The organism is Spirosoma sp. SC4-14 (assembly GCF_037201965.1).
Lineage (GTDB): Bacteria > Bacteroidota > Bacteroidia > Cytophagales > Spirosomataceae > Spirosoma.
This window is the reverse complement of sequence record NZ_CP147518.1, coordinates 7,132,120-7,145,453: the sequence shown is the minus strand read 5'-3', so window position 1 is coordinate 7,145,453 and position 13,334 is coordinate 7,132,120. Positions and strand designations below refer to the sequence as shown.

At 48.8% G+C, this 13,334-nt stretch carries 12 protein-coding genes; 4 read left to right on the top strand and 8 right to left on the bottom strand.

The window, feature by feature from the left end; translation table 11 throughout:
* Positions 1–10 precede the first annotated feature (10 nt).
* The 4 genes from WBJ53_RS29485 to WBJ53_RS29470 all read right to left on the bottom strand — a co-directional run bounded on the left by WBJ53_RS29485 (position 11) and on the right by WBJ53_RS29470 (position 5,566).
* Positions 11–1,477, bottom strand: a complete 1,467-nt coding sequence (locus tag WBJ53_RS29485; protein ID WP_338873034.1) for a TonB family protein — start codon at positions 1,475–1,477, stop codon at positions 11–13.
* Positions 1,478–1,526: 49 nt separating this feature from the next.
* Positions 1,527–2,978 carry a TonB family protein gene (locus WBJ53_RS29480; protein ID WP_338873032.1) on the bottom strand — a complete coding sequence of 484 codons (1,452 nt, stop codon included), beginning with the start codon at positions 2,976–2,978 and terminating at the stop codon, positions 1,527–1,529.
* A 70-nt stretch (positions 2,979–3,048) separates the two neighbouring features.
* A complete protein-coding gene (locus WBJ53_RS29475) occupies positions 3,049–3,690 on the bottom strand; it encodes a deoxyribose-phosphate aldolase (protein ID WP_338873030.1) in 642 nt (213 codons plus the stop codon).
* Positions 3,691–3,769: 79 nt separating this feature from the next.
* Positions 3,770–5,566: a pseudouridine synthase gene (locus WBJ53_RS29470; protein ID WP_338873028.1), complete on the bottom strand. Its 1,797-nt coding sequence runs from the start codon at positions 5,564–5,566 to the stop codon at positions 3,770–3,772.
* A gap of 264 nt (positions 5,567–5,830) precedes the next feature.
* Between WBJ53_RS29470 and WBJ53_RS29465 the strand changes: the two genes are divergently transcribed.
* Positions 5,831–7,807: an acetoacetate--CoA ligase gene (locus WBJ53_RS29465; protein ID WP_338873026.1), complete on the top strand. Its 1,977-nt coding sequence runs from the start codon at positions 5,831–5,833 to the stop codon at positions 7,805–7,807.
* A gap of 49 nt (positions 7,808–7,856) precedes the next feature.
* Here the strand turns inward: WBJ53_RS29465 and WBJ53_RS29460 are convergent, their stop codons facing one another.
* On the bottom strand, positions 7,857–9,422 hold the full coding sequence (locus WBJ53_RS29460; protein WP_338873024.1) for a DUF4394 domain-containing protein: 1,566 nt from the start codon (positions 9,420–9,422) through the stop codon (positions 7,857–7,859).
* Between the two features lie 230 nt (positions 9,423–9,652).
* Between WBJ53_RS29460 and WBJ53_RS29455 the strand changes: the two genes are divergently transcribed.
* Positions 9,653–10,471 (top strand): aldo/keto reductase, encoded by an 819-nt coding sequence (locus WBJ53_RS29455; protein WP_338873022.1) that lies wholly within the window; start codon positions 9,653–9,655, stop codon positions 10,469–10,471.
* 54 nt (positions 10,472–10,525) lie between these two features.
* Here the strand turns inward: WBJ53_RS29455 and WBJ53_RS29450 are convergent, their stop codons facing one another.
* The 3 genes from WBJ53_RS29450 to WBJ53_RS29440 all read right to left on the bottom strand — a co-directional run bounded on the left by WBJ53_RS29450 (position 10,526) and on the right by WBJ53_RS29440 (position 12,414).
* A complete protein-coding gene (locus WBJ53_RS29450; protein ID WP_338873020.1) occupies positions 10,526–11,227 on the bottom strand; it encodes a porin family protein in 702 nt (233 codons plus the stop codon).
* A 145-nt stretch (positions 11,228–11,372) separates the two neighbouring features.
* Entirely contained in the window at positions 11,373–11,777 is a 405-nt protein-coding gene (locus WBJ53_RS29445; RefSeq protein WP_338873018.1) for a hypothetical protein, read from the bottom strand.
* Between the two features lie 43 nt (positions 11,778–11,820).
* A complete protein-coding gene (locus tag WBJ53_RS29440) occupies positions 11,821–12,414 on the bottom strand; it encodes a sigma-70 family RNA polymerase sigma factor (protein WP_338873016.1) in 594 nt (197 codons plus the stop codon).
* A 195-nt stretch (positions 12,415–12,609) separates the two neighbouring features.
* On the opposite strand from WBJ53_RS29440, the gene WBJ53_RS29435 reads away from it, so the two are divergent.
* Both WBJ53_RS29435 and WBJ53_RS29430 read left to right on the top strand, forming a co-directional pair.
* Positions 12,610–12,906 (top strand): hypothetical protein, encoded by a 297-nt coding sequence (locus tag WBJ53_RS29435; RefSeq protein ID WP_338873014.1) that lies wholly within the window; start codon positions 12,610–12,612, stop codon positions 12,904–12,906.
* A 72-nt stretch (positions 12,907–12,978) separates the two neighbouring features.
* A complete protein-coding gene (locus WBJ53_RS29430) occupies positions 12,979–13,311 on the top strand; it encodes a hypothetical protein (protein ID WP_338873012.1) in 333 nt (110 codons plus the stop codon).
* Positions 13,312–13,334 lie beyond the last annotated feature (23 nt).

Below are 13,334 nucleotides of genomic sequence, written 5' to 3'. Positions count from 1 at the left end.
GAAGAAGCTGTCAATTTAAATGGAAGTTAATGGGGGCGTTGTATTTGACTCGCACCCGTTTTCCGTTACTTACGCCAGGTATCCAGTTCCCCGTTGTTTTTTTGATTACCCGTAAGGCTTCTCGGTCTAACGATGGATGAACTTTTTCGACAACGGTATAATCGCACAGGGTGCCATCTTCACAAACTACAAAACTGACCACAACCTGGCCTTCTGCTCTATCTTTTAGTGCCGACAGTGGGTATTGAATATTCTTGCTTATGAATTCTCTTAAGGCTAACATACCACCTGGAAACACGGGAGGATGGTCGTCGATTCTGTATTCGTTGGTTTCCTGACCTGCTATACTGGATTTACCCGACACCAGTACACCTCTATCGTACTGTTCTTCGTAGGAATAGGAATTGTCGGCATAATGGCCCGTCCAAAGGCCCTGTTTAAGCGAATTTTTGTAAGCTCCCTGCTCTGTAAGCAATGTTTGCTGAGTTGGAGCAGTATATGATTTTACGGATCGATAATAGGTGGCTGTACCATTGCCGTCTTTAACCGATTGTCGGCCCGTGCTGTCCCAAAACGACAGTACCCGATCAATAGTAGGAAAACCAAAGAACCCGCTAGGTGTAGTATCGGCAATAATTTCCTGAATCAGCTTAATCTGACCGTTTGGGTACCAGCCTAAAAAAGGCTGCTTATTGCCTACATACTCACGCTTTTCGGTAAGCACGCCATTCGCATAATACGTAAGCGCTACATCGGTTAGTTGCCCTTTTTCGAAATGGCGTTCTGTCAAAATCTGTCCAGTAGTGCTAACGGTGAACAAAACACCTTTTAGCTTCTGAACCGATAACTGATGCCCTATTGTGTAAACGGCCTCGCCTGCTACATCCGTAGGTTCTAGTTTACGAACCAGCGAATCGCGGGCATACTCTTCCCATTTGTTATTTATAAGCTTATAGATAACATGGTCGCCCGTTGGAATACCCAGTGAGTCAATCGGGTTTAGCTCCTTAAACCTGACGCCAGCCATACTGTCGGGAAGCAGGTTAATGTCGGCGTCAAGGTAGCTAATTTGCGCTCCCTGTTCGTAGTTGAAGGGTGTATTCGGCTTAAACATAATGGGCAAACTGATGGTTTGCCGTACCGCATTACCCTGTTTTTGGGCTGGTTTCCAGGCTCTGAACAGTTTAAATACGCGCATGGCTTCCCTGTCGCAATCGGGCCGAAAACTTTTGGTAACAGTAGCGTTCGTAATATGGCCGTCGGGTTCAAGAACACCGCTTAGCAATACAACCCCACCAGTTCCCTGTGCCTGAGCGGCAATCGGTTTTCGAAGGTTCGCCTGAATAAATGTGTTAAAGGCAGCTATGCCGCCACGGGGTGTTGCAATACTGTCTACTTCGAAAGGCTGGTAGGGTGTTTGCTGGGCAAAAACTGGAATATAGAGCAAAAACAGGCCGAAAAAGAATGGAATTCTCATAGGTGTGAACTGCATAAAAAGAACCGGGGAGGCCAGTGTTGATGAATGGTCAGTATAGTGTAAAATTGATCGGAAGATTATACTTCACCCGAGCCTTTTGCCCGCGGTGGTAACCGGGAAGCCATTTGCCACTCATCTTTTTTACTACACGCAAAGCTTCGGCATCCAAATCCTGCTGAACGCTTTTAAGTACTTCATAATCGCATAGGGTCCCGTCTGTACAGACAACAAAACTGATAAAAACCTTGCCTTCAACATTCGCCTTTTGGGCTTTACTCGGATAGTGTAGATTCGAGGATAAAAACTTGCCCAGCCCTGGCATTCCGTCCGGAAATTGCGGTTCTTTTAGTACCTCCTCGTAATGTACTGTATCTTCCTTTGCACTTTTGGCCTTACCACCCTGGCAAATTCCTTTATCGTATAGTTCTTCGTAATAGTAAGAACCATCGGCATAGCGACCTGTCCAAAGGCCCTGTTTAAAGCCATTCTCATAATTCCCCTCTTCTATAAACGCCGTATATTGAGCGGTATCGCTATAGGAATTTTCGCGAGTCTTATAAATTACCCGGCCTGTCCCGTTTTTAAGCGTTTGCTGACCCGTAGAATCCCACAAAGCCGTTACTCGTTCAGGTTCTAATAGCGGCCGGTTTTTATTGATCGTTTTTATATGTTTGATTTGCCCATTTGCATACCAGGCTATTTCGGTCGATTTTCCGTCGACGTCATCTACTTTTTTGATAACTAATCCGTTCGGATGATAAGTCAGGGACGAGCCAATTAACTTACCGTTGGTATAATGTTCTTCACTAACTCGCTTCGTATCTTCATCGACTATCAGTAAAGGGCCTACCCAGTCCTGTTTATAGGTTTGGGTACCGATTAAATAGGTCGATTTCGTAGGGGAATCTGGTACGGCTTGTTTTTTACGAAAGAATGCTAGTCGAAAATATTCTTTCCATGAGCCGGCCTTTCTTTCATAAACTACGGCATCACCCGTAGGGATGTAATTTGTATCGAGAGGAGTAATTCGTTTGTAAATAGCCTGGCTACTATCGGCAAAAAGCGGTTTGTATTCAGCATTAAAAAACTCGATTTTCACCCCATTTTGGTACATAAACGGTTCGTTAGCTCTGAACAGGATAGGCATACTAACCAGTTGCCGAACGGCTTGTCCGCCTTTGTAAGCGGGTTTCCAGGCATTGAAGAGGGCAAATACACGCGCAGCCTCTCGGTCGCAGTCAGGGCTGATTTTGTTGATTACCTTAACGTCTGTAATTGTTCCATTGGGTTCGACAACGCCACTTACAATGACGCGCCCACCAATGCCTTGGGCCTCGGCTGTGATTGGCTTTCGGAGATTTGCCTGAAGAAAGGTGTTGAAATACACCATACTGCCCCGTGGTTCGGCCACACTGTCTACTTCGAATGCCTGATAAGGAGTTTGTTGAGAAAAGGCCGAAATAGCCGAAAATAGCAAACAAAAAGGTAAGATGAACTTCATGCGGTTGACAGATAGATAGGCCTCTAAACTATGCCTAAACCCAGAATTTGTCAACGAATGTATACTGAAATTATATAAACGGTTGGTGAAATGTTAGTCGTTCAATACCGGCACGAACCAGTTGTTCGAGTTGGTTTTCCGAAGCACCGTCGGCAACGATCTTGACTCCCAGTGATTTAGGGGTTTGTTGCCGAAACTGGAGAGCATTGTCGAATGAAAAGGGTGTTTTTAATGCGCCGGTTGCATTTTTCAGGAAATCGGCTCCCGCATCGGCCGACAGTTTAATTATGTGCAGGCGTTGTTCTTCTGTTAGCAGGCTTGTTTCCAGAATAACCGTGAAAAATTTTTCCTGGGCGTGTACTTGTGCTACCAGCTTTGCCAGCTCGATTTTTAGCCAGACGGATGAGGGAGAAAAGAGGGCCGATGTGTTCAGCACTACTTCAATTTCGGTAGCACCGTCGCGTAGGGCCAGGTCAATTTCGGTTTGTTTAGCTTCGGTGCGTTGGTAGCCAAACGGATACCCAATAACGGTGGAAAGAACCGTAGGATACGTGTCGCCCAGTTCGCGCCGGAATTTCTTTACCCAGAATGGCGCAACCGTAAGGCCAGCCATACCCAACTGAGCCACCTCGTCCAGAGCCTCATATTGCTCATTGATCGTTACGCCCGGATGGAGCAACGCACGCTCAACGTAAGGGAAGAGGTGGTTCATAGGAGAATTGTTAAATGATTGAATTGTTGAATTTTAACTGAAAGTATTCAACAATTCAATCATTTAACAATTCAATCATTTATGAGTTAAAATACTTCAACTTTACAACCTCCTTCGGCTCCAGGAAGCGCCATTTGCCACGGGGCAGGTCTTTCTTGGTCAGGCCCGCGTAGGTGGTGCGGTCGAGTTTTGTTACTTCGTAGCCCAGATGTTCAAAAATACGGCGGACAATCCGATTGCGCCCCGAATGAATTTCAATACCAATCACCTGCGCATCGGGTGTAACGATACTCAACGCATCGGGTTTTATTGGTCCATCTTCCAGCGTAAGGCCATCCCGAATGGCTTCGAAATGTTCGTCGGTAATCGGCTTGTCGATTTCGACCTGGTAGATTTTACGGATGTCGTTGGACGGATGAGTCAGCTTATCGGCCAGTTCGCCATCGTTGGTCAGCAGCAACAGCCCCGTTGTGTTACGATCGAGACGACCCACCGGATACATCCTGAAATTACCCGCATCGGCAACCAGCTCCATCACGGTTTTGCGCTCTTCGGGGTCCTCAGTTGTTGTAATATAATCCTTAGGCTTGTTGAGCAGAACGTACACAAAACGCTCAGGGTTTAGAACTTTAGTGCCGTATTTTACCGTATCGCCTTCTTTTACTTTGAAACCCATTTCAGTAATGATCTTGCCATTGACCGAAATGTCGCCCCGCGCAATAAGTTCGTCGGCTTCCCGGCGTGAGCACACGCCCGAATTGGCAATGTACCGGTTAAGACGCATCAGTCCATCATCGACTGCTTTCCGTTTGGGCTGCTCATTATTATCGTACTGACGAGGCTTCCGGGGTTTATCAAACCGATCGGTGAACGAGTCTGCACGGGAGTAGTCGGGTGCTTTCTTGTACTTGCCCGCCCGGCGTTCGCTCGATTGTTTGCGTTGTTCGTGCGAAAACCGCGATGGTTCGTCCTGATCATTGCGCTCCTGGAAGCTACGGCGATCATTAGTGCGGTCGAACCGATTCCGTTCGTCAGCTTCCCTATTGAAGCCGCCTACGCGCTTAAAGGCAGGTTTTTCTGAATCTGATTCTCCCTCGCGTGAGAACCGGTTTTTTTTGTCGGCATACCGATCTTTCTTCTCATCGCGGTTGAAAGCAGGTTTGTCGTCGCGACTGAAACGAGGCCTTTCGTCGTTGTTGCGGTTGAAACGGGGCCGGTCATTCTCCGAAAACCGTTCAGACTCATTGCCAAATCGATTGCTTCCCCGGTCCGTGCGCGACCGTGGCCGATCATCGGCTCGGTCGTTGAATCGGCGCTCGTTGCCAAATCGATCGTTATTTCGCTCAAAACGTGGTTTATCGTCACGGTCGAAGCGTGGCCGTTCATTGCGTTCAAAACGTGGTTTATCATCGCGCTCGAAGCGTGGCCGTTCATTGCGTTCAAAATTGGGCTTGTCGTCCCGGCTGAACCGAGGGCGGTCGTTGTTGCGGTCGCGGTTATAGCTGGGTTTATCGTCGCGGTCGAACCGGCGGTTACCGTAATTATCGGAGCGGTTATCGTTACGATCTCGGTTGAAACGTGGGCGGTCGTTTTGATTATCGTTGCGCTCCCGGCTAAAGCGCGGGCGGTCGTTTTGATTATCATTGCGCTCCCGGCTAAAGCGCGGGCGGTCGTTTTGATTAGCATCGCGCTCCCGGTTGAAGCGTGGTCTGTCGTTATCGGGTCGGTCGTTGTTCCGGCTAAAGCGCGGACGATCACCATTATTGTCCCGCGAGTCGTCGTTGCGGTTTCTGTTGAAGCGAGGGCCGTCGTCACGACGACCGAAGGAACGAGACTCACCATCACGGCGGCCGTTCTGATCTGAATCCTGATTCATGGAAAAATACAGTAAATTGTACTGCTGTGTGTAATTGGAGTGCTGATTATCAGTCTAATTGCTGAAGCTTACCTTAAAAGGGATGCAAAGTTACGGCTTTTCCTGGTAACCTTACTATCCAACTTTCATCCACAACGCATTTTATACAAAAAACAATCCATCAGAACGATTAATCGTTAGTGGGTAGTTGAGGGTTGTTCGCAACGCTCGAACGCTGACGATTAAAGCCCTGCAACCAGCGACTGAAGACTAACCACTAATTCTATGTCCCGACCAACATTGACTCCGCTATACTTGCCCAGCCGCCGTACGATTGAACAGTCGATTCTGAAAAAATACATGGATTGGCTTTTTATAAAGAAAGGGTTGTATTTCCGTGATTATGACGATCTGTGGGATTGGTCGGTAACGGATCTGGAGGATTTTTGGGAAAGTATATGGCAATTTTTTGATGTTCAGAGCCATTCGCCCTACTATCAGGTGGTTTTTGAAACGGGGCAGCAGCGTATGATTGGCACCGAGTGGTTTCGGGGGGCTACGCTGAATTATGCTGAACATATTTTTCGGCACCGAACTAGCCAGCGCCCAGCGCTTGTTTTTGCTTCGGAACAACGGCCGCGACCAGCAATGATCAGTTGGGAAACACTGGAGCGCCGGGTTAATGCTGTGGCCACATATTTGCGCCAGCAGGGCGTTGGCGTTGGCGACCGGGTAGTGTCGGTGTTGCCCAATATACCCGAAGCAGTAATCGCTTTTCTGGCTACCAATGCCATTGGGGCTGTGTGGTCGAGCTGTTCGCCCGATTTCGGTACTGCTAGTATTGTCGACCGTTTTCAGCAGATTGAACCGAAAGTCCTGATTGCTGCCGATGGCTATACCTATAACGGAAAACCCGTTGATAAGACCGAGGCCCTGCGTGAACTGCGGATTAGTTTGCCAACGCTACAACGGGTAATCTGGCTACCGTATCTTGATCCTGATAGCCGACTCGAACGGGCTATTCTCTGGCAGGAAGTGCTCGAAACACCAACCCCCGAGGAGTTGATATTTGAGCCTGTGCCCTTTGAACATCCTATCTGGGTGTTGTATTCGTCGGGGACTACCGGCAAACCCAAGGCCATTACGCATAGTGTTGGCGGTTGTTTGCTCGAACATCTCAAAGTATTAGCGTTGCATCAGGATGTTCGGCTGGGCGAGCGATACTTCTGGTACTCGACAACCGGCTGGATGATGTGGAATTTTGCCCTGGGATCGATGCTGGTGGGTGCAACACTGGTATTATACGATGGCGCAGCCGGTTATCCCGACCTGAATATTCTCTGGAATCTGGCCGACGAAGCCCGAATTAATCACTTTGGTGGGGGAGCTGCCTATTATCTGGCCTGTATGCGGGCTGGTCTAAAGCCAATGAATACGACCAGGCTGGCCTACCTGCGAACGATTGGCTCGACAGGATCGCCCTTACCACCCGAAGGATTTCGGTGGATTTACGAAAATGTGAAATCCGATGTCTGGTTGATTTCGTTTAGTGGAGGAACGGATGTGTGTAGTGGCTTTGTGGGCGGAAATCCGTTATTACCCGTTTATGAAGGCGAAATCCAGTGCCGGTTGCTAGGCTGTAAGGTCGACGCATTCGATGAAAATGCCAGACCTGTACGCGGAGAACTGGGCGAAATGGTAATTCTGAAACCCATGCCATCGATGCCCATTTATTTCTGGAACGATCCGGGCAATGAACGATACCAAAAAAGTTACTTCGATACTTACCCCGGCATCTGGCGGCATGGCGACTATATTCGGATTACGGAGCGAAATGGCATAATTATTTATGGCCGCTCCGATGCTACACTCAATCGCGATGGTGTGCGCATTGGAACAAGTGAAATTTATAGCGCTGTGGAAAGCCTGCCCGAAATTGCCGATAGCCTGGTTGTAGGTCTGGAGCAGCCGGGAGGGCGCTATTTTATGCCGCTGTTTGTGGTATTACAGAATGGGTTTGCGCTTACCGACGAGCTGGTAGCGCGAATAAAGAAAACACTTCGGAGCCAGTTTAGCCCGCGACACGTGCCCGATGCGATCTATGCCATCAGCGAAGTGCCCTATACCATCAGCGGCAAAAAACTGGAAACTCCTGTAAAGAAAATCCTGTCTGGGGTCGATGTGTCGCTGGCCGCCAGTAAAGATACCCTCCGGAATCCGGCTGCTCTGGAGCCATTTATCACATTTACAGTAGAACGATAATGTTGTACAGAACGGTGTCATCAGCAATCGACACCGTTCTGTAAGCAACTTATAACCCCAAACCAACGGTCATTGCCCGTACCAGCATTGGGAAGTCGGCCAGTGGGATAGCCTGGCCAGTCATCAGGTTAATTTGATAAACCTTCGTGACTGGCGCCCCATTCTCATTCGCTGTTCTTAATAAGGCGTAGGCATTGTTTGTTGTGCCTCCAATGTCGAATCCAGTAGCTCCGTCAATATTTACTCCCAGCGACCCTACCGTAACCAGACCGCCTGCATTGGGTGGGTCCTGCCGAACCAGCCGGTCGAGCTGCGCATCCAGATCATAGAGCACGGTTGTGGTGGCCCCGGCAAAGCTGTTTGTGTAGGCTGCTCCCGTAATAGCCCCCTTCGATTGATCGCTATAGGCCAGATTACCGTCGATAGCTACTACCGCTCCCGTTTCGGGATGAAGCCGCAGATTTTGCCCCGTTGCGGTTACAACCCGGATACGGTCGACAGTTGGGTTGAAATCAAAACCCAGATCAAGGCTCGTAATGGCCGGTGATGTGGGGCCGTTGCCTACCATGGTTGCGGCTCCGTTCGATGTATTGATGGTGTAAAGCCGGCTGGAACTGCTGATGGCATACAACTGTCCGTTGACTGGCCGGAAATCGATGCCATAGATCATGTCGTTTGGTGGCAGACCCGTCAACGCTTTGGTGATCGGAGTACCGGGGGCGAAGGGGTTGAAAATAACCAGATTGTTGAATCGGTCGATGGCATAGGCAACGGGTTCGGCCGGAATGGCCAGCCCAACGATGCTAAATCCAGGCAAATCGCCCAGGCGTTCAGCCTGACCTGTGGTCAGATTTATCTGGTAAAGTCCCTGGGTAATGCCATTGATCAACATGGCTACTGCGTTGCCATCCGGCGAAATGTCGAAACTACCTCGTCCGGCAATATCGATCCCAAGCGATCCAACTTCTACCAGCGTGCCATTGTTAGGCGGGTCCTGCCGGTAAAGCTTATCCGTAATAGGATCGATGTCATACAGCGTGGTTGTAGTAACGCCAGCACGACTGTTGGTGTAGGCCACGCCCGAGATGGCCACGTTTGGAACACCATTGATAGCCCCATCGATAGCCGCCGTTGCCCCGGTTTCGGGATGAAGCCGCAGGTTTTGTCCCTGGTTGGTAACCAGCCGGATTCGGTCGACGGTGGGATTGAAATCAAAACCCACTACATCGCCATTGATAGCGGGTGAGAAAGGGGCCGACCCAATAACCGTAGCCATGCCGTTTGCCAGATTAATGGCATAAATACGGCTGTCATTACTGACAGCATATAGCTGACCCGTGGCGGGGCGGAAGTCGATTCCAATTAACCGTTCGTTATTCTGAATGCCCGTAACCGTAAGGGTCGACAGAATAACACCTGGGTTCTGCGTATTCAATTTGAGCAGTTGGTTGTTGTCTGTCAACGCATATACGACGAAGTCGGATGATAAGCGGGAGCTTGCATGGCCCGGATCTGCCTGAGGATCAGGTTGCGTGTTCTGGCAGGCATTGATAGTCATCAGTAAGCCGATGACCAGTAGACTGACTAGCAGGCGAAGTGGTTTTTTAGAAAACATAGAAGTTGAGAGTAGAAATAATTTTTCATAAATGAGCTCATTACCACCTTATACGGGCGGGCTTACCGAATAGATTGTCTGAGATTAAAAAAAGATTAAAATTCTATTAAGCGTGTGCTTTATGTAACTATTTTGCGAGTTGAGGCTGGCCAGGAAGAACTTCTCTACGGACCAACGGTTATAGGGCTGCTTTAATGAATGTAGTGATACACAGGGTTACTAACCAGAGCATGATTATTCCAACAGTTACACTTTCGAATGGTATCCAAATGCCTGTTTTGGGGCTTGGAGTTTATGCTCCCCAGCATATCAGCGAAACTCAACAGGCAGTTGAGTGGGCAATTGAAGCCGGGTGTCGATTAATTGATACGGCTGCTGCTTATCATAATGAACGAGAGGTAGCCTGTGCGTTGAAAGCAGCAAATCTGCCTCGTGAGGACATATTTGTTACGACCAAAGTCTGGAATGACGATCAGGGCTATGACCAAACCCTGCGCGCTTTCGATAAAAGTCTGGCGAAGCTTCAGCTCGATGTACTGGATCTTTACCTGATACACTGGCCAGTGAAAGAACTTCGGCGGGAAACCTGGAAGGCGATGGAACGATTGTATGCCGAGGGGCGTGTGCGGGCCATTGGTGTGTCGAACTATTACCCAGCGCACCTTGACGAACTTTTTGAGTTTGCAGCAGTCGCTCCGGCTGTCAATCAGTTTGAATTAAGCCCGTATTGCTATTTGCCCGATGTTCTGGAGTATTGCCGCGCCAGGAATATTCAGCCCGAAGGGTATGCACCACTCGTGCGTGGTCTAAAAAAAGATGACCCACGTTTATTGAAACTAGCCGCGAATTATGGAAAAAGTACGTTTCAATTACTGATTCGCTGGTCGTTGCAGCATAATGTTGTTACGATTCCTAAATCGGTGAAACGCGACCGTATTCGGGAGAATTTTGATGTATTCGATTTTACAATTACGGCCGACGATATGGCCTACATAAACACATTCTACGACAATACGCGCATTGCCGACGATCCAAGAACGTATCGCTGAAAAGAAAAAAGCGGCTTTCAGAGCACCTGAAAGCCGCTTTTCGTATATGAGAGCCTACCGGCGGTAGCGGCTGCGGTATTCGGGGCCAACGCCGAAGCTATAGCCCAGCGTTAGTGTAATGGTTGAATTATACACATTAGGACCACCTGGGCCTCCGGCAATTGGCTGACTTGTTATGTCGGCCAGGCCATAGGTGTAGCGGCCATCGATCAGGAAGTGCTGGCGATCGCCCCAGCCACGAAAGTTCAACTGAAAACCGGCGAATAGGCCAAGATCCAGATTTTTGAATGCTTCCGAATTGGTTACGTCTGGTTGTGAGGCACCGCCTATTTTTTGGTTGACCCGTTTGGCGCTGAGCGGAACCGCCAGCGAGGGACCAAAGAAGATGTTAGGGCGGAAATTGCCGTTGAGCGTCAGAAAATAACGGAGAGCTACGGGAATTTCGAGGTAATTGATTTTCTGAGTAAACTCAACCGGAATATTGCCCGGATCAGTGCCCGTATATTTGCCACCCCGTTGCGAATACAGCAGATCGGCCGATATACCGAAGTGATTTAGAGAGCTATACATTACAAACGCTCCGGCAACAAGGCCTGGAGTCATTTTATAGTTGGCAACATCGCCCCGTAATGTGGATAAATTTAAGCCAATACGCGGCCCTGCACTAAAGCGTTGTTGGGCGTAAGTGGTTGATAGGCAGAGAGCAAGGGCTACGCAGAGAGTGGTGAGCGATCGTAGCGAAATTGAGCGAAACATAGACTAATTGGTAGAGTTGATATGCCCCGTAAACGTTTGGGGTTTCACAAATGTTTTATTCTGCCCGATTAGTTTTACTGTTTAGGGATATTTTTTTTGCTCAAAATAGACCGACACACTGGTTTATTGGTTAGTTCAGTTCGGCTTATGCCCGCAAAAAGCCAGCCGTCAGGACTGGGTATATAATCTCTACCGTTGCCTTGGGAGAGTTAGCCGGTCGGGGTTTCTGAGCGTGTTTGGGTGCGAAGAAAATAAAATAAATAGCCATTGCCAGCATAAACAGAATGGCAGCAGTTGTGGTGGCAATCCACAGCGGCCAAAGTCGTTTTTTAGTAGCTGAAGCATGAATACGCTCCTGTAATGCATTGCGCAGACTGGCCAATTGCTCGGAGGTGGGTGTGGCGGTTTGCTGCATAGCCTCCAGCCCAGCCAGAGCATCGGCATAGAACGGGTCTTCGAGCAGTAGCCGCTCAACCCGGTGCCGTGCTGGGCCGCTCAAACGGCCTGCCTGATAAGCCCGCAAATCGTCGAATGTCAATTGGTCGTTCATGTCTATATTGCAAACAAAGCTCGGAATTAACTGGTTATCTGCGCTATTTACTCATGCAAATTTTCAGCATTCGGCGGCCGTTTTGCAAATAACTTTTCACTTGCTTTAACTCATAACCGGTCAGTTCGGCTACTTCGAGGTAGCTTTTCTGTTCCAGATAAAATAATTTCAGACAGGTTTGCTGTTCAGTTGGCAGGGTTTGCAAACACGCTTCCATGTGGTTCAGGTCTTCTTCCCGGTCGAGCATCGAATTCTCTGATTCATCGCTTCGCAGCGAGGTAAGCTGGTGCTCGTCGGCTTCATATTCGGCTGTTCCATTAAGCTGAACGGCTTTCGGGTGTGCCTGATTTTTGCGTAACAGCATCAGGCAATGATTGCGGGCTACACTGTGTAGCCAGGCCTGAAACTGCTGTACGTCATGTTTTCGGAGGTCGGTTACCAACTGTTCAAAAAGATGCATCACTGCATCTTTGGCCTCGTCTTCATCGCGCAGGTAGTTGTAGCATACTGCATACACCAACTCCATGTGCCGCTCATAAAGCTCACCCAATATGGCCAGATCGCCCGTGGCACGATAGGCTGAGACATACTCAGCATCAGTTGTGGGTTTGGATTTGCGAAACCGTTTCAGAAACATGCGCAGCCTGACATCTTATCTGTTAGATGCAAAGACAAAACAAATTCCATACGGAATTAGTATACGGGGCAAACTTGATTTTTAATCAATTGGGGACCAGAGCCTGATTTCTATTCGAAACAAGTCTGAATTTGGCGTCGTCTGATAACCTTCTGCTTTGCCATTGGTTGAATAAGAATACAAAAACTCAAGGTTATGAAACGGATCTTATTGCTCGCCAGCCTGTTGATTGCGGGTTTTGCAACAGGTGCAGCAGCACAAAGTAACCAGGCTCCGGTTTTGCAGCAGGCTACGTCTACCGAAGATAACCGTCGGGCTAATCCTCCTAAACCCATGCTTGAGAATAACTCCATGCAACAACGGATGGAGCTTGAGCGGGGATTAGATACAACGCTGCCTAAACAGAAACCAAAACGTGATCGGAAACAACGTCGGTTACGACCCGATTCGCTCCGTCGGGGAGGGGCTACCCGGATCGATACGGTCCGTTAAACAAACGATTCGCACCAGCCCAAACAAATTGCCAGGACTGGTTGTCTTGTTATAGACTAACTCACAAACGTTATGATAAAGCTAATGATCGGTGCCTTACTGATGACCACTACGGCTCTGGCACAAAATCCTCAATCGACAAAAAATACCGCCAGTCGGCCAAAATCGACCACAGAAGCGGCTACCAGCTACAAAAGTAATCGTGCTACGCAAGCGGCTGCCCGCTCGGATAAACCAATACCGAAACCATCGAAGAGCGATAATCTGGAAAGTAAAGACAATGCTATTCCCAGTTATAGACAGGCTAAAAGTGGTGCAGGCAAACATCGGGCCGACATCCGGTTTAAGCCACGGCGAAACGATGCGGGAGAACGCCTGGATACAATGACGAAAAAACAGCCTTAAGCAGTTCACGATTCGGCAAACAG